Consider the following 16,928-nt stretch of genomic DNA (forward strand, 5'->3'; position numbering starts at 1 on the left):
TCCTCAGACGCTGTTGGCGCGGAACGGCAAGCGGGTCGGCATCGTGCCGATGAGCGCGCGCAAGGCATTCGCGACGGCGGGGGCGATGGGCGGCGTGCCCGGCTCGCCCACGCCGGTCGGCAGCTCCGGACTGTCGAGGATGGCGACCTCGATCTGCGGCATCTCGTTCAGCCGCAGAATGCGATAATCGTCGTAGTTCGACTGCTGCACGACACCCCCCTCGCCCAGCGTGATCTCGTCGAAGAGCATCGAGCCGAGACCGTAGCCGATCCCGCCCTCCATCTGCGCGCGCACGACGTCGGGCGTGACGGCGAGGCCGCAATCGATGGCGCACCAGACGCGCGTGACATTCGGGACGCCGGTGCCGCGATCCTCGACCTCGGCGATCTGGGCGACGTAGCTGCCGAAGCTGCGCACGACCGCGACGCCCATCCGGCGATCGCCGCTACCGGGACCGTCCCAGCCGGCCATCTCGGCCACCCGCTCCAGCACGGCGCGGTCACGCGGCCGGTCGCCCTTCATCAGGTCGAGCCGTCCCTGCACCGGGTCCTTGCCACCCGCGACCAGAAGCTGATCGAGGAACGTCTCGACGGCGTAGCCCGTATGCGTATGCCCGACAGACCGCCACCAGAGGACCGGCACGCCCGCCTCGACCTGCTTCCAGCCCATGCGGGTGGCGCCCAGATCGTAAGGCAGATGGTTCGACCCTTCGAAGGCCGTCGGGTCCAACCCGTCCTGCATCATCATCTCGAACGCGCTGCCCGCGATGATGGACTGGTTGGCGATGTTGTTCTCCCAGCCGACGATATTGCCGTCGGCATCGAGGCCGCCGCGCAAGCTGTGGATCGTCAGCGGGCGGTAGTAGCCGCCGCGCATGTCGTTTTCGCGCGTCCAGACCAGCTTGTAGGCACCGGGACCCGCGGCCTTGGCCACATTCGCCAGTTCCGCGGCGAAGTGGTTGTCGGGCGTGGCGCGGCGGCCGAAGCTGCCGCCGGTATACATCGTATTGATCGCCAGCGCCGACTGGTCGAGGCCGAGCACCGCGGCCATGGTCCCCTGGCTGGTCGTCGGGATCTGCATCCCCGACCAGATCTCGGCGCCTGTCTCGGTCAGCTCGATCACGCCGTCGAGCGGCTCCATCGCGGCATGTGCGAGGTAGGGAAAGACGTATTCCGCCTCGAGCACCTGCGCCGCGCCCTCCAGCGCGCCGTCGAGATCGCCCGATTCCTCGAAGGTCAGGGGATCGTCGCGCAGCGCGGCCGAGAAGTCCGCGATCATCTGCTCGGAGGAGCGGATTTCGGCGCCGCTCTCGTCCCATTCGATCACCAGCGCGTCGCGGCCCTTGAAGGCGGCGAAGGTGTTGTCCGCATAGACGGCCACGCCCGACGGCACGGGACGGACCGCGCTGACGCCCGCAACCGCCAGCGCGGACGCATCGTCGACCGACGCGACCGTGGCGCCGAATTTCGGAGGATGCGCCATCGCGACGACCTGCATGCCGTCGCGGAAGACGTCGATCGTGAACTGCGCCGTGCCCTTGGTCTTGGCCTCGGAATCGAGGCGCATGACGCCCTCACCGCCGACCAGAGTGAAGTCCGCGAGGTCCTTCAACGCGACATCGACCGGCACCGGCGCGCGGGCCGCGGCCTCGGCCAACTCGCCGAAGGTGGCGGACCGGCCGCTCCCGGCATGGGCGACGACCCCCTTCTCGACCGTGATGCCTGACGCGGCCACGCCCCAGTCGTCGGCGGCGGCCGAGACCAGCATCGCGCGCGCGGCCGCCCCGGCCTGGCGCATGGTCATGTAGCTGTTGGACAGACCCGTGGAGCCGCCCGTTCCCTGGATGCCGAAGGCGGTGTTGGCATAGATCACCGGGTCCGACGGCGCCTGTTCTGCCCGCATCTGCGACCAGTCGGCGTCCATCTCCTCGGCCACGAGGATCGGCAGGCCCGTATTCGCGCCCTGCCCGATCTCGATATGCTTCACGAGCACGGTGACGGTGTTGTCTGGGGACACCCGGATGAAGGCGTTGGGCGCGAACGAGCCGTCGGCCATCTGGACCGGCGCCGATTGCGCGCGGCCCCGTCCGGCGAGATGCAGGCCGAGGATCAGGCCGGCCGAACCGGTCAGGAAGCTGCGCCGCGAGGGCGTCGGTGCGAAGGCGAGTTTGGTCAGGGGATGCATGGTTCAGGCCTCCAGCGCATCGGAGGCCTGGCGGATCGCCTGGCGGATGCGGACATAGGTGGCGCAGCGGCAGAGATTGCCGGCCATCGCGTGGTCGATCTCCTCGTCGGTCGGCTTGGGGATCTGCTGCAACAGGGCCGTGGCGGTGACGACCTGCCCCGACTGGCAATAGCCGCATTGCGGCACGTTCACCTCCATCCACGCGGCCTGCACGGCCTCGGCCTCGGGGCCGTCAAGCGCCTCGATGGTCTGGACATAGGCGCCGTCCAGCGTGCCGATCGGGGTGACGCAGGCACGCCGCGTCTGGCCGTCCAGCATGACGGTGCAGGCTCCGCATTGCGCGATGCCGCAGCCGAATTTCGTCCCGGTCAGGCGCAGCTCGTCACGAAGCGCCCAGAGAAGCGGCGTGTCCGGATCGAGGTCCAGCGTCACGTCCTTGTCGTTCACGGTGAGGTTGATGCTCATGGAATGCCCTCCGAGGCTTATCGGGTGACGGTAGACCGCGCGGCGACTGCTTCAACCGCAGGCTGCACGTTCGGCACGGACCCGCTCCCCCGCGCGGGCTCCGGCCCGATCCGCCGACTTGCGGCAGGACCGCGTGGACCGCGGCCGGACGATCCTCGTAAAGGCCGGAACGCAAAACCGATCGGGTTCTGAGAGAGCTTTGCAACGGCGGCGTTCGCGCCTGTACCCATTATGCAATCAGGCCAATGCGATAGAAACCTGATCGAGCCGGACCCGAAGATCGGGGTCGGTTGTGCAAGAGACCGGCTCGACGCGGATTCGCTGAGATCGGCGCATGGGTGCGGTATCGACCGGCCCTCGCAACCTCTCCCCAAGACGTCAATGTCCGGCCTCACGGACGGTCGGACGAGGCATCACCACATGAATATCGCCGCGCAACGGTCTGATCTGAAAGGGAATTGGCGCACCCATCAGGATTCGAACCTGAGACCTCTGCCTTCGGAGGGCAGCGCTCTATCCAGCTGAGCTATGGGTGCCTCAGGCGCGAAGTAGCCGAGAGCCCCGTCCCCCGCAAGTCACTTCGCCAGCCGCGCCATCACCGAGCGGGCGGCGCGCAGGCCAGGGGCGTCGCCGCCACGCCCCAGCCGCTCCATGGTCAGGTCCAGCGCCTCGCGCTGCCGCTCGCGCTCGGACGGCAGGCGCATCAGCCGCTCGAGCGCGTCGCCCACCGGACCGGGCCGACAGGCATCGCCGAGGAATTCAGGCACCGCTCGCGTCTCGCTCACGAGATTGACCAGCGTCACCGTGTCGATCCGCAAGAGCCGCGACAGGATGCGGCGGCTGAACCAGTTCATGTCGTAGGCGATCACCATGGGCGTGTCGCTCGCCGCCAGCTCCAGGCTGACCGTCCCCGACGCGGCGAGTGCTGCGCGCGCCGCTCCGAAGGCCGCCCGCTTGGCCGTCGGATCGGAGGTGACGATCGGCGTGCCGCGCAAGCTTCGGGCCGCGTCGCGCAACCCCGCCTCGAGATGCGGCAAGGTCGGGACCACCACACGCGCGCCGTCCGGCAGCTTGGCCAGCGCCTCGCCGAAGACCGGGGCCAGCCGTGCGACCTCACCACGCCGCGACCCCGGCAGCACGAGCGCGACGGGTGCGTCACCCAGGTCATGCTCAGCCCGGAACGCGGCGATCTCGTCCGCCGTGGCCTGCCGTTCGGCCACGACAGGGTGCCCCACGAAGTCGCAGGTCATGCCCGCTGCCTCCATATAGGGCGGCTCGAACGGCAGGAGCGCGAGCACATGGTCCACGACGCGCGCCATCCGCTCGGCCCGCGCGGGGCGCCAAGCCCAGACCGAGGGCGCGACGTAGTGGATCACGGGCAGGTCGGGCCGTGCCGCCTTGGCGCGCGCGGCGACCCGCAGGCAGAAATCGGGGCTGTCGATGGTGATGAGCGCGTCGGGCGCGGCCGTGGCGATGGCGGCGACGGCGTGATCGCGGCGACGCAGCAGGTCCGGCAGGCGCGGCAGAACCTCGGCCAGCCCCATGACCGACAGCACCTCCATCGGAAACAGGCTCTCCAGCCCTTCGGCCGCCATCAGGGGCCCGCCGACCCCGCTGAACCGGATATCGCGGTCGAGCGTCTTGAGCCCGGCCATCAGCGCCGCGCCCAGCTTGTCGCCGGAGGGTTCGCCCGCGATCAGGAAGAGATGGGTCACGGGCTCCACGATGCGAGGAAGAGCCCCGTCGCGCGGAGCTGGGCCGCAACGTCATCACGCTCCAGCACGAGCACGCCACCGCCCTCGACCGCGATGCCGTTCAGCCCCGCCGCCGCCGCCGCGCGCACCGTCTGCGGCCCGATCGCGGGGAGGTCGATGCGGCGGTCCTGCCCGGGCTTCGGGGCCTTGAAGAACACACCACCCTCGGGCCGCGCGAACTCAGGCATTCCCTGCGCGGGGCCGCCGCCCGACAGCCAGTCCGCCGCCCCGCCAAAGAGATCGCCGCCGAAGATCCCGCCGCCGGAGGCCGGGCGCGGCGCGGTGGGACGTCGTGCGAGGCTCGCCAGCATCCAGTCCGTGCCCGGCGCAGCCTCGACGGCCAGCACCTGCCCGCCCGCAACGACGCAGCCCTGCCCGATATCCAACTCGGACAGCCCGCGATGCACCTCGGCCGCGCGTGCGATATCGGCGAGGTCGCGCTCGGACGGATCGCCCGACGTCGGCAGATCGAGCAGGTCGGGGCGCAGATCCTGCGCGCCGACGACCTCCAGCCCCGCCTCCTCGAAGAAGGCGATCACGGTCCGCAGCGCCGCGTCATCCCCCGCCTGCAACGCCTGCATCATGCGCGGCACCAGCGGCAGCGTCGCGGCATCGACCGCGCCCGGGTCCAGCGGCGGCCGCGCGATGCGGCCGGCAAAGCAAACACGCGTCACGCCATCGGCGCGCAGGTCGGCGATGAGGGACCCAAGCGTCTCGATCCTGAAGCCGCGCGACTGACCGACGCCCGTGGGCGCGAACCCGTCGAGATGGCAGGCGAACCAGTCCGTGCCCGCCAGCGCCGAGGCGAGGGTCCGGGGCAGCGCCCCCTGCCCCGCGATCAGCGCCGTCCGCGTCACTTCGGCACCAGGAACGACCGGTCGCTGGCGCCGGTGATGAATTCGACCATGTCCTGAACGTAGGAACTCTCGCTTTCGTCGCCGAGACGGCGTGCGCGTTCAAGAAACGTCCCCTCGCCCTGCTTCAGCGTCAGGAACGCGACCCGCAGCGCCTGGATATCCGCCCGTGCCACACCCCGCCGCTTGAGACCCACGAGGTTCAGCCCGTCGAGTTCGGCCCGCGGCCCGGTGACAAGGCCATGGGGCAGCACATCGTTCGTCACCATCGACAGCGCGCCGATGATGGCGCCGCGGCCGATCCGCACGAACTGATGGATGCCCGAAAGACCGCCGATGATGACATCGTCCTCGACGATGCAGTGTCCGGCCAGCGCCGTCTGGTTCACCACGATCACGCGGTCTCCGACGATCACGTCATGGGCGATGTGACAGCCCGCCATGAAGAGCCCGTCATCGCCCACCTTCGTGACGCCGCCGCCACCCGCCGTGCCGGTGTTCATCGTCACATGCTCGCGGATGCGATTGCGCGCGCCGATCACCAGCTTCGTCTTCTCGCCGCCGAACTTCTTGTCCTGCGGGATCTCACCGATGGACGCGAAGGGGAAGATGACGGTGCCCGCGCCGATCTCCGTGTCGCCTGTGACGACGACATGGGACTTGATCTCGACCCCTTCGGCCAGACGCACCTCCGCGCCAATGATCGAAAACGGGCCGACCATGCAATCCGGCCCGATCACGGCCCCCTCCTCCACGAGGGCGGAGGGATGAACGCGGGCGCTGGCGTCGATCACTTCGGCAGGTCCATCATGGCGGTGAAGTCGGCCTCGGCGGCCATCTCGCCCCCGACGCTGCCGACGCCCCGGAAGCGCCAGACCTTGGCGCCGGGCTTGCCGCGCGTGACCTCGATCTTGAGCTCCAGCACGTCGCCGGGGATAACCTTGCGGCGAAACTTGGCGCCGTCGATCCCCATGAAATAGACGAGGAAGTTCTTGTCGGCGAGATCGTTGGACACCCCCACCATCACCGCCGCCGTCTGCGCCATCGCCTCGATGATCGTGACGCCCGGCATGATCGGCGCGCCGGGAAAATGGCCCTGGAGATGCGGCTCGTTGAAGGTGACGTTCTTGATGCCGACGGCGCTGGTGTTGGCGACGATCTCCTGCACCCGGTCGACCAGCAGGAACGGATAGCGATGCGGAATGATCCGCTGGATCATGTGGATGTCGGCGTCCGTGGCGATCTCGGTCATGCGGGGCTCCCTTGGGTCGCGTCGGATTTACGTGCGGGCGTCGAGGCGCGCAAGCGATGGCGGCTCAGTCGTCGGGGGCCGGGGCGACATCGGGGGCCGGCGACTCCTCCGGCACGGCGGGCGCGTCGGGCACGGGACGCGGCTGCGGCGGCGCGGTCTCGACCTGCTCGCCTTCGCCCAGCACGGCATCGACCCGCTCGGCGGCCAGCGCCGTGATGTCGACCTGGTCGCTGCTGGCCAGCACGAAGCGGCGATCGAGGATCACCAGCGCGCCCGTCTCGCGCGCGAGATCCACCAGCACGGGGTTCGCCTGCTCGAAGAAGATCGCCTGCGCGCGCTCGTTCTGCTGGGTGATCGCGCGGGCCTTGGCGTCCTGCGTGGCACGGATCTCGTTGACGCGCGTGTCGAAGGCCGCGGCCAGCTGGCGAAACGCGTCCGGCGTCTCGTTGGCGCGGCGGGCGGTCAACGCCTGCTCCTCGGCCTCGAGCGCGGCTTCGATCGCGCGGTTCTCCTGCGACAGCTCGTCGGACGCGGCCTCGATGTCGCGGGCGACACGCTGGCCGAACCGGCTGTTCTGGTAGAGCGCGTCGCGATCGAGCACGACAACCGCCGATTGCGGGATGCCGACCTGCGGCTGCGGCATCGCCTGTTGCGCGCTCGCCCCGCTCCCGAGGCCGAGCGCCAGCGCGACCAGGAGGCCGCGCATCAGAACCGCGTCTGGATCGTCAGGTCGAAGGTCTGCTCGCGGTCGTAGGTGCGCTTGTTGATCGCCCGCGTGAAGTTGAAGCGGAGCGGGCCGATCTGCGTGTCCCAGAGGAGGCCGACGCCGACGGCGGAGTTGAGGAAGAAGCTGTCATCCACCGGGTTCGCGCCCGCGGGGCCGCCGTTGACGTTGTCGAGGCCCCAGACCGACGCCATGTCGACGAAGGCCGCGCCCGACAGGCCATATTCCTCGGGAATGAACCCGAGCGGGAACTGCGCCTCGAAGCGGGCGGCGACGAAGTAGTTGCCACCAAGCGCGCCGTTCGACGCGTTGAGGTCGCGCGGGCCGATGCCACCGGATTCGAAGCCCCGGATGATCGACTGGTTGTTGAAGAACCGGTTCCCCTGGGTCGAGTTCGTGCCGCCCCCCGAAACCAGAGCGCCGCCTTCGAGGGTGGCGGCCAGCACGATTTCCTCGTTGCGGACGGCCGCCTGCCCGGTCAGTTCGAAGGTGTTCTTGACGAATTCCGCGTCGCCGCCGAGCCCTGCGAATTCCTGCCCGAACTGGGCGCGGATGCCGCGGGACGGGTCGAGACCGCGCCCGATCGTGCTGTAGGAATAGTTGTAGAGCACCGAGGACGTGGTCGTGCTACCGAGATCCTGCACGAGGATGTCGGACAGGACCGTCGTGCCCGAGCGCGGGCTGAGCTTGTCGTCGGTATAGGTGTAGCCCACGAACAGCCGGCTGAACTCGCCGACCGGGAATTCCAGCCCCGTGCGGAAGCCGGCCGTGCGGGTGTTGAAGGTCAGGCTGGCGCTGTCGGTCTCGGTGTAGAAGATCGAAAAGGACAGCGCGAGATCGCGGTTCAGGAAGAACGGCTCGACGAAGGTCAGGTTGGACGAGGAGCTGGTGGACCCGGTGTCGAACGCGAAGGAGAAGACCTGCCCGCGCCCGAGGAAGTTGGTCTCGGAGAAGCTGAGCGATACGCCCGCGCCGCTCTGCTCGGAATAGTTGAGGCCGAAGCCCAGCGAACCGGTCGGCTGTTCCTCTACATCGACATCGACGATGACCTGCTCGGGACCGGTGCCCTCGCGCGCCGTCACGTCGGCCTGGCTGAAATACCCCAGCGCGCGGATGCGTTCGGCGGTGGCGCGGATTTCGCGCGGGTTGAAGGGGTCGCCTTCGACCGTGTCGAATTGACGGCGGATGACGCGGTCCAGCGTCGTCGCGTTGCCTTCGATGTCGATCCGCTCGACGAACAGGCGATCGCCGCGTTCCAGCACGAAGTCCACGTCCAGCGTCAGGTCGCGGTCGTTTCGGGTGATCTGCGGCACGGCGCGGATGAAGGTCAGGCCCTGCCGCGTCGCCAGAAGCTCGAGCCGTTCGATCGTGCGCTCGATCGCCTGCGGCGAGAAGATGTCGCCCCGGCCGACGCGGATCGCGTCCTGGTATTCGGGCACGTTGATCTGCGGCAGGTCCGAGACGGCGTTGACCTGACCGAACCGGAACTGCTGCCCCTCCTGGATGCGGAAGGTCAGGAAGTAGGCGTCGCGACCCGGTGCCAGCTCGGGCGTGGCCGAGAGAAGCTGGAAGTCGGCATAGCCGCGCGACAGGTAGAAGTCGCGCAGAAGCTGGCTATCGAAGGCGATCCGGTCGGCGACGAAGGTGTCCGACCCGATCAACGCCCGGAAAATACCGGCCTGCGTCGTCTCGAGGACGCGGCGCAGGCGGCGGTCGGAATAGGCGCGGTTGCCCACGAAGCTCAGGCGCTCGACCTCGGAGACGCGGCCTTCGGACACTTCGAAGACGAGATCGACGCGATTGTCGCTGCGGCGGATGATCTTGGGTTGCACCGTGGCCGACAGGCGCCCGGCCTGCGAATAGGCCTCGGTGATGCTCGCGGCGTCACGCTCCGCCACGGCGGGATTGTAGACGCGGCGCGGCTGGCTGGTGACCAGCGTGCGGAGGTCATCGTCGTCGATGCGACGGTTCCCCTCGATCGAGATGCGGTTGATGGTCGGGTATTCCTGCACGATGACCAGCAGGCTCCCGCCCTGCGGCACGATCTCGACCGTCTCGAACAGGCCCGAGGCCTGCAGGCGCTGGAACCCGTCGTTGAGCTGTCCCGCGCTGATGGCGGCCCCGCGCGCGACGCCGAGCTGCTGCAGGATCGTGGCATCCTCGATCCGCTGGTTGCCCTGGATGTCGACCGTGTTGAAGCGGAAGGTCTGCGCTTCGGCGGCAACCGCGCCCAAAAGGACGAGAGCCAGCCCGATCAGAGCGATACGAAGTGTCGAGAGCGTGTTCCGGATCGAAGCCATCTGCCCCCGACCGACCCCGTCGAGGACCTTGCCATCGTCAACCATATCCGTCCCCACCGTCCCAACTCGTCTTGCGTCGAGTCACTACCGAAGGGCCGGTAGGTTGTCAAAGCGCCAAAGGCCCCGCGGAGGGGCCTTTGACACGATGTGCGTTCTCGCGATGTCGGGCCGGGGGGAGCCCTGTCACGCCAGCCTCAGAAGGACTGAACCCAACCTGCCAGGACCATGGCGGCCGCGATCGCGAAGACCGACAGAAAGCGATCGATGTTCAGGCCCATGAAGACCGAGAGACCACGATATCCGTTCTGCATATGCCGCATGTGAATCACCCTTGAGGTTGGTCCTCACGGGATGGCGGCGAAACGGGGCGAGATTGGGGCGACCTTTGGGCCATTTTGTTGCCCGGCGACGTCCCGCCCGTGACCCGTCAGGGACAGGTCAGGTCATTCCACAGCGCGAACACCATCAGCGCGCCCATGATCGCGAGGCCGAGCGTCATCAGCACCTTGACCGCGCCGTCCGAGGGCGGCTTGCCGGTCACCGCCTCATAGGCGTGGAACACGAGGTGCCCGCCGTCGAGCACGGGAATCGGGAAGAGGTTCAGCATCCCCACCGCCGCCGACAGGACCGCGATGAACCAGATGAAGTTCGAGAAGCCCTGACTGGCCGCCGCGCCCGAGATCTCGGCGATCGAGACCGGTCCCGAGAGATTGCAGGTGCTGATCTGGCCGGTGATGATGTGGCTCAGCGCCGAGATCGACCCCGCGAGAATATCCCAGGTCTGCGACACGCCGTAGCTGACCGCCTCGAGCGGGCCGGCGCGTTCGGTCACCGGATCGAAGAACAGCGCGCCCGAGATGCCCATCAGGTAGCGCGTCTCGAACCCGCCCTCGGGCAGCGGCAGGTCCATGCTGCGCGGCGCGATGACGAAGTCCAGCATCTCGCCGTCGCGCCAGACCGACAGGGCCAGCGGCGCGCCCTCGCCCGCCGCGACCGCCGATTGCAGCTCGGCGAAGGAGTGGATTTCGGTGCCGTCCACGGCGCGGATCACGTCGCCGGGCCGCAGGCCGATGTCCCAGGCCGCCGATTTCGGCTGCACCACTTCGACGCGGGCCGGCATCGGCAGGGCGGCATCGACGGTGATGATCTCGCCGTCGCGGCGCACCTCGTAGGGCACGGTCGGCGCCGCCGGCAGGTCACGCGCGGCCTGCGTCAGCTCCGACATGCTGGATACGGGCTGACCCGCGATGGTGACGACTTCGTCGCCCTCCTGCAGGGTGACGACCTCGGTCGGGAGATCCTTCAGCTCGCCGACCACCGCATCTTCGACGGCCTGCCCGGCGAACAGAACGAAGCCCCCGAAGACGAGGATCGAGAGGATGAAGTTGAAGACCGGTCCCGCCGCCACGGTCGCCGCGCGTCGCCAGAGCGACGCACCGGTCATGGTGGTCGCCCGCTCGGCCTCGGACATTTCGGAGACGGTACCGTCCGCACCCACCGAGGCCGCGTTGGCGTCGCCCCGGAACTTGACGTAGCCGCCAAGCGGCAGCGCCGCGAGCTGCCACTTGGTGCCGTGCCGGTCCATCTTCGACCAGATCACCGGGCCGAAACCGATGGAGAACACGTCCGCCTTGATGCCGCACCAGCGCCCGACGATGTAGTGGCCGTACTCGTGGATCGCGACGATGATCGAGAGCGCGACGACGAAGGCCGCAAGCGTTCCGATGACACCACCGAACTGCGGTATGAGGCTGGCTTCCATGGAAATTCGTCTTCCTGCTCAGGTCTGGGCGATGGCGCGGGCGCGCGCCCGGGCATCGCGATCTGTTTGAAGCACCATATCGAGGTTCAATTCGGCAGCATCAAGGCAACCGGCCCGATCCATCGCCTCGAGCACCCGCTCGACGGTGGGCGCCATGTCGGTGAAGCGGATCGCGCGGTCGAGGAAGAGATCGAGCGCCGCCTCCTTGGCCGCGTTGAACGCCGCGCCCGACAGCCCGCCCCGCTTCATCACCCAGCGCGCCAGGTCGAGCGCGGGATAGCGCGCCGCCTCGGGGGCGTGGAAGTCAAGGCAGGCCACGCGCGCCAGGTCCAGACGGTCGACCGGCAGGTGCCGCCGTTCGGGCCAGTTGAGCGCATAGCCGATGGCGTGACGCATGTCGGGCGCGCCCAGATGCGCCATCAGCGCGCCGTCCGCGAATTGCACCAGCGCGTGGACGAGGCTCTGGGGGTGGATCACCGTGTCGATGCGCTCAGCGGGCAGCCCGAAGAACTCCTTCGTCTCGATCAGCTCCATCGCCTTGTTGAACATCGATGCTGAATCGATCGTGATCCGCTGGCCCATGTCCCAGTTCGGATGGGTCCCGGCCTCCTCGGGGGTGGCGTCGGACAGCCGCTCTAGCGGCCAGTCGCGCAGCCCGCCGCCCGATCCGGTGATGATGACCTGCTCGACCGCCGCCCGGTTCTCGCCGACCAGCGCCTGGAAGACGGCGGAATGCTCGCTGTCGACGGGCAGGATGGTCGCGCCGTGGCGCGCCGCCTCGGCCAGCAGAAGCGGCCCCGCGCAGACGAGGCTCTCCTTGTTGGCCAGTGCCAGCGTGGTGCCGTGGCGCAGCGCGCGCAGCCCCGGCACCAGACCGGCCGAACCGACGATGGCACTCATGATCCAGTCGGTGGGGCGGTCGGCGGCCTCGGCCAGCGCGTCCGCCCCGGCCGCCGCCTCGACACCGGAGCCCGCCAGCGCGGCCCGCAAATCGTCCAGACGGTCGGCATCCGCGGTCACCGCCACCTCGGCGCCCAGTCGGATCGCATCCTCCGCCAGACGCGCGATATTGCCCGCCCCCGTCAGCGCCACGACATCGTAAGCCTCCGGGTCGCGCGCGATCAGGTCGATGGTGTTTTGCCCGACGCTGCCCGTCGCGCCGAAGATCGAGATGCGTCGCATCAGACCCCCGGAATGGGCGGGAATTCGGACAGGCTTTCGATCACCAGCAGCATCAGGGCCGCGCCCAGCATCGCGTCGAACCGGTCGAACAGCCCGCCATGCCCCGGCAGGAGGTGCGAGCTGTCCTTGACGCCCATCTTCCGCTTCACCGCGCTTTCCGCGATGTCGCCCATCTGCGCCATCATGGCGAGGGCGACGGAGATGCCGATCGTCTCGGCGCCCGCGTCCTGCCAGATCATCCAGACGACGCCCACGAACCCCGCGCCGATCCATCCGGCGATGGTGCCCGACCAGGTCTTCTTGGGGCTGACGCGCGGCCAGAACTTGGGCCCGCCCAGCATCCGCCCCGCGAAGTACCCCGCCACGTCAGACATCACGACGACCGCGATCAGCCACAGCATCCAGGCCAACCCGAAATTCGTCAGATGCTCCATCAGGCTGAGCCCGGCCAGGACGATTGCCGCCGAGAAGCTGACGACGATGCGGCGATGCGCGCGGATGAAGGCGACGGCCACCATCGGGACCGCCATCAGAAGCGGCAGCGCAAAGCCGATCGGCATGAAATTCGACGCGAAGAGCGCCCCGCCCCCGACCAACGCCATCAGGCGCGCGCGCTTGGGGCCGGTGCGCACCATCGTCGCCAATTCCCAGAGCATGAGGCCGACGCAGATCGAGATCAGCGCCGCGAACCAGACGCCGCCCAGCCAAATCGCGACACCGCCCACCACCAGAAGGAGGACCGCCGTCGTCAGGCGCGGCGCGAGATCCTGGAACCGGCCCGCGACCTGCGGCTCGACCAGGGGCACGTCGCCGAAATCGAGCAGCGGCGGTTCGGCTTCCGGCCGGTCCGGCGGCACCTCGTGCAGGCGGTCCTCGTCGGTCACGCCCGGACACCCCCGAAGCGGCGGTCGCGCCCGCCGTAGCGCGCCAGCACCTCCTCGAAGCGCGCGCGCGTGAAGTCGGGCCAGAGCGTGTCGACGAACTCGTATTCCGCATAGGCCGACTGCCAGAGCAGGAAGTTCGAGATCCGCGCCTCGCCGCTGGTGCGGATCACGAGGTCCGGGTCCGGCAGGACATGGGTGTCGAGATAGCGCGGCAGCGTTTCGTCGCAGACGTCTTCGGGGTCGAGCCGCCCCGCCGCCACGTCGCGGGCCAGCCGCTTGGTCGCACGCGCGACCTCGTCGCGGCCGCCGTAGTTCAGCGCGATCGTCAAATTGACCTTCGCGTTATGCGCCGTCAGCGCCTCGATCCAATGCATTAGGTCGCGCAGCTTCTTGTCGAGCCGCACGCGGTCGCCGATGAAGCGCACGCGCACGCCTTCCTTCAGGAGGTTCTGCGCCTCGCCCTCGATATAGCGCCGGAAGAGCGTCATCAGACCCGAAACCTCGGCCTGCGTCCGCTTCCAGTTCTCCGTCGAGAAGGCGAAGATCGTGACGTACTCGACCCCGAAATCCGGACAGGCCTCGACGATCTCGCGGACCCGGCGGGCGCCGGCGCGGTGCCCCAGCAGACGCGGCCGTCCCCTTTGCTGCGCCCATCGGCCATTGCCGTCCATGATGATCGCGACGTGGCGCGGGCCAGTGGGAGCGTCGGTCATGGGTGGGTCCTCGGGTCGGCGGTCGGTCGGGGCGGCTTAGCATGAATGGCGCGACGGATGGTTAATCCCGTCGGTGAGACGCCGGTCGGCGGCGTCTCAGACCTGCATGATCTCGCCTTGCTTGGCCTCCAGCGCGTCGTCCACCGCCTTGATGTAGCGGTCGGTCATCTCCTGGACCTCCTGCTCCCACATCTTGCGGTCGTCCTCGGGCGGATCGCCCTTCTTGATCTGGTCCATCCCGTCGCGGCGCACGTTGCGCACCGCGACGCGCGCGCCTTCGGCGTACTGACCGGCGACCTTCGTCAGATCGCGTCGCCGCTCCTCGTTGAGCTCGGGGATCGGCAGCATGATGATCGTGCCGTTGAGCTGCGGGTTGATGCCCAGCCCGCTCTCGCGGATCGCCTTCTCGACCTTGCCCACGAGGCTCTTGTCCCAGACGTTCACCGTCACCATCCGCGGCTCGGGCACGTTGACCGTGCCGACCTGGTTGATCGGCGTGGGCGAGCCGTAGGCGTCCACCATCACCGGCTCGAGCATCGAGGCCGAGGCGCGTCCGGTCCGAAGACTTCCGAATTCCTGCCGAAGGTTGGCCATCGCGCCATCCATCCGGCGCTCCAGATCGGCGGTGTCGAGGTCGAAGTCGTCGGCCATTCTCGTGCGCTCCCGGTCGTTTCGGACGCTATAGCCCCCCGCGGCGCGGGTGGGAAGTCGGCAGGCACCGTTCACCGAATGTTCAGGAAGTGCTGCGATCCCTGCCCGACCGCAGCGGAGACCGCCATGACCGTCAACATGATCTTTCTCGGCACCTTCGCCGACGTGGATACCGACGAGTCGAACTTCGTGACGGAAAACGCGCGCTCGCTCGAAGGGCGGTACGACGACCTGACCCTCACGCAGGTGATCGAGAACGATCGCGACGGCGACGGCGCGATCCAGGACAACGAGGCGCAGGCGGGGGACTCCGACCCGGACTTCCTGACCTACGACGTGGGCTTCGGTCAGGAAAGCTACGAGCTCGACTCGACCTCCCGGTTCGAAGCTCTCGTCTTCCTGACCGACGGCACGTCGCGGCTGGTCGAGATCGCGGTCCTCCAGACGACCATCGGCGATGTCTTCGTGCGCGACGTCGACAACGCGCTCGATGGTCTCGACTTCCGGTCCATCGAACTCACCCGGTTTATCCGCTCGGACTTCTCCGGCTCGAGAACCGGCAACTCGATCGACAACACCACCGTCGCCTGTTTCGCCGCGGGCACCGCCATCGCCACACCGACCGGACCCGTCCCGGTCGAGAGATTGCGTCCGGGCGATCACGTTCTGACGCGCGACCACGGGGCGCAGACCCTCCGCTCGGTCTTTCGCCGCAAACTGGTGCGCGCGGGGCGGCACGCCCCTATCGAGTTCGCGCCCGGCAGCCTCGGGCAGGGTCGTCCCTCGGCCACCCTGCGCCTCTCGCCGCAGCACCGCGTGCTGCTCGACTCGCCCATCGTGTCTCGGATGTTCGGCCGGGCCGAGGTGCTGGTCGCGGCCAAGCGCCTCGTCGACGGCATCGCGATCCGGCAGGCCGACGGGGCCGCATCGGTCGCCTATTACCACCTGCTATGCGCGCAGCACGAACTGATCCTCGCCGAAGGCTGCTGGACCGAGACGCTGCTGACCGGGGATCAGGCGGTGGCCGCACTTGGCGCCCTCGCGGCCGCGGGCGACCCGGCCCGGACGATCCCGCCCACCCCCCGCGCGGACCGGCTGATCGCGCGCCACCGCAAGAACGGCCGCGCGCTTCAACCGCCGGCCTAGGCGCGGTGGCGGGGCGAAGGCGTCATCGGGTCCAAGCCCGGACGAAGCGGGTTTATCCGCGTCGGGTCCGGCCGAGCATCGAATGGCATACAATCCGCCGGGCCTTGTCTGTGATGGCGGCACAGGTGGCGAGCCGGCTCCGGAACCGGACGGACGGCGCCTGTCGACCGTGATCCAGGACCGGCGCGAGACCCCGCAATCGGCGACGGAGGGGCGATATGACGCGCGAGACAGAGGGGCGTCGAGCGGTACGCCCTGCCGGACCTAGCCCTCGACGCGCGTATAGGTCCCCTCGCCGGCGAGGATCGAGCGGAAGCCGCCCGGCGCGTCCAGCGAGAAGACGATGATCGGCAGCCCGTTCTCGCGCGCCAGCGCGATGGCCGAGGCATCCATGACCTTCAGATGCTTCGACAGCACCTCGTCATAGGAAATCCGGTCGTAGCGCTTGGCGTCGGGGTTCGTGACCGGGTCGCTGTCATAGACGCCGTCGACCTTGGTGCCCTTGAAGATCGCTTCGCAGGACATCTCGGACGCGCGCAGCGTCGCGGCCGTATCGGTCGTGAAATAGGGGTTGCCGGTGCCCGCCGCGAAGATCACGACGCGCTTCTTCTCGAGGTGCCGCACCGCGCGGCGACGGATATAGGGCTCGCAGACCTGGTCCATCGGGATGGCCGAGATGACCCGCGTGTGCAGGCCCAGCGCCTCGAGCGCGCCCTGCATCGCCAGCGCGTTCATCACCGTCGCCAGCATTCCCATGTAGTCGGCCGTCGTCCGCTCCATCCCCTGCGCCGAGCCCTGAAGCCCGCGGAAGATGTTGCCGCCGCCGATCACCATGCAGACCTCAACGCCCATCTCCTGGACGGACTGGACCTCGCGGGCAATGCGCTCGACGGTGGGGGGATGCAGGCCGAAGCCCTGGTCGCCCATCAGCGCCTCGCCCGAGATCTTGAGCATGACACGGCGCAGGACGGGCGTGGCGGCCTTCCCTTCGGTGACGACATCCGACATCTGAAGACCCCCGCGCAGTTGCGGCGCCACGTATGGCGGAATAGCCAAG

15 protein-coding genes and 1 tRNA gene are annotated in these 16,928 nt (G+C 68.7%); 1 reads left to right on the forward strand and 15 read right to left on the reverse strand.

The annotated features are described in order from the left end of the window. Window positions 1-3: 3 nt before the first annotated feature. The 14 genes from Q0833_RS08630 to frr form a co-directional block, all read right to left on the reverse strand. Window positions 4-2,184, reverse strand: coding sequence for a xanthine dehydrogenase family protein molybdopterin-binding subunit (locus Q0833_RS08630; RefSeq protein ID WP_298432617.1), 2,181 nt, complete (start codon window positions 2,182-2,184; stop codon window positions 4-6). Between the two features lie 3 nt (window positions 2,185-2,187). Next, the gene (locus tag Q0833_RS08635) at window positions 2,188-2,649 is read right to left on the reverse strand and encodes a (2Fe-2S)-binding protein (RefSeq protein WP_298432620.1); all 462 of its coding nucleotides are present in this window, start codon (window positions 2,647-2,649) and stop codon (window positions 2,188-2,190) included. A 459-nt stretch (window positions 2,650-3,108) separates the two neighbouring features. Beyond that, window positions 3,109-3,185, reverse strand: a tRNA-Arg gene (locus Q0833_RS08640). A gap of 39 nt (window positions 3,186-3,224) precedes the next feature. Beyond that, window positions 3,225-4,364, reverse strand: coding sequence for a lipid-A-disaccharide synthase (gene lpxB, locus Q0833_RS08645; RefSeq protein ID WP_298432623.1), 1,140 nt, complete (start codon window positions 4,362-4,364; stop codon window positions 3,225-3,227). After that, window positions 4,361-5,260 (reverse strand): LpxI family protein, encoded by a 900-nt coding sequence (locus Q0833_RS08650; protein WP_298432626.1) that lies wholly within the window; start codon window positions 5,258-5,260, stop codon window positions 4,361-4,363. Before Q0833_RS08650 ends, lpxB begins: the two co-directional genes overlap by 4 nt. Continuing rightward, complete coding sequence (gene lpxA / locus Q0833_RS08655) at window positions 5,257-6,051, reverse strand: acyl-ACP--UDP-N-acetylglucosamine O-acyltransferase (RefSeq protein WP_298432629.1); 795 nt, start codon at window positions 6,049-6,051, stop codon at window positions 5,257-5,259. The genes Q0833_RS08650 and lpxA overlap by 4 nt, the downstream gene beginning before the upstream one ends. Next, window positions 6,048-6,509, reverse strand: a complete 462-nt coding sequence (gene fabZ, locus Q0833_RS08660) for a 3-hydroxyacyl-ACP dehydratase FabZ (protein ID WP_298432632.1) — start codon at window positions 6,507-6,509, stop codon at window positions 6,048-6,050. Before fabZ ends, lpxA begins: the two co-directional genes overlap by 4 nt. Window positions 6,510-6,573: 64 nt before the next feature. Then, window positions 6,574-7,215: an OmpH family outer membrane protein gene (locus tag Q0833_RS08665; protein WP_298432635.1), complete on the reverse strand. Its 642-nt coding sequence runs from the start codon at window positions 7,213-7,215 to the stop codon at window positions 6,574-6,576. Then, window positions 7,215-9,578, reverse strand: coding sequence for an outer membrane protein assembly factor BamA (bamA, locus tag Q0833_RS08670; RefSeq protein WP_298432639.1), 2,364 nt, complete (start codon window positions 9,576-9,578; stop codon window positions 7,215-7,217). The genes Q0833_RS08665 and bamA overlap by 1 nt, the downstream gene beginning before the upstream one ends. Before the next feature lie 382 nt (window positions 9,579-9,960). Beyond that, entirely contained in the window at window positions 9,961-11,295 is a 1,335-nt protein-coding gene (rseP, locus tag Q0833_RS08675; protein ID WP_298432641.1) for an RIP metalloprotease RseP, read from the reverse strand. Window positions 11,296-11,313: 18 nt separating this feature from the next. Next, the gene (gene dxr, locus Q0833_RS08680) at window positions 11,314-12,477 is read right to left on the reverse strand and encodes a 1-deoxy-D-xylulose-5-phosphate reductoisomerase (protein WP_298432644.1); all 1,164 of its coding nucleotides are present in this window, start codon (window positions 12,475-12,477) and stop codon (window positions 11,314-11,316) included. After that, window positions 12,477-13,361: a phosphatidate cytidylyltransferase gene (locus tag Q0833_RS08685; RefSeq protein ID WP_298432647.1), complete on the reverse strand. Its 885-nt coding sequence runs from the start codon at window positions 13,359-13,361 to the stop codon at window positions 12,477-12,479. Before Q0833_RS08685 ends, dxr begins: the two co-directional genes overlap by 1 nt. Continuing rightward, window positions 13,358-14,074, reverse strand: a complete 717-nt coding sequence (gene uppS / locus Q0833_RS08690; protein ID WP_298432650.1) for a polyprenyl diphosphate synthase — start codon at window positions 14,072-14,074, stop codon at window positions 13,358-13,360. Before uppS ends, Q0833_RS08685 begins: the two co-directional genes overlap by 4 nt. Before the next feature lie 96 nt (window positions 14,075-14,170). Further along, entirely contained in the window at window positions 14,171-14,725 is a 555-nt protein-coding gene (gene frr / locus Q0833_RS08695; RefSeq protein WP_298432711.1) for a ribosome recycling factor, read from the reverse strand. 126 nt (window positions 14,726-14,851) lie between these two features. On the opposite strand from frr, the gene Q0833_RS08700 reads away from it, so the two are divergent. Further along, the gene (locus Q0833_RS08700) at window positions 14,852-15,871 is read left to right on the forward strand and encodes a Hint domain-containing protein (RefSeq protein ID WP_298432713.1); all 1,020 of its coding nucleotides are present in this window, start codon (window positions 14,852-14,854) and stop codon (window positions 15,869-15,871) included. A 264-nt stretch (window positions 15,872-16,135) separates the two neighbouring features. On the opposite strand, the gene pyrH is transcribed toward Q0833_RS08700, so the two are convergent. Next, the gene (gene pyrH / locus Q0833_RS08705; protein WP_298432718.1) at window positions 16,136-16,879 is read right to left on the reverse strand and encodes a UMP kinase; all 744 of its coding nucleotides are present in this window, start codon (window positions 16,877-16,879) and stop codon (window positions 16,136-16,138) included. Window positions 16,880-16,928: the final 49 nt, after the last annotated feature.

The sequence above is a fragment of the uncultured Jannaschia sp. genome (genome assembly GCF_947503795.1).
GTDB lineage: Bacteria > Pseudomonadota > Alphaproteobacteria > Rhodobacterales > Rhodobacteraceae > Jannaschia.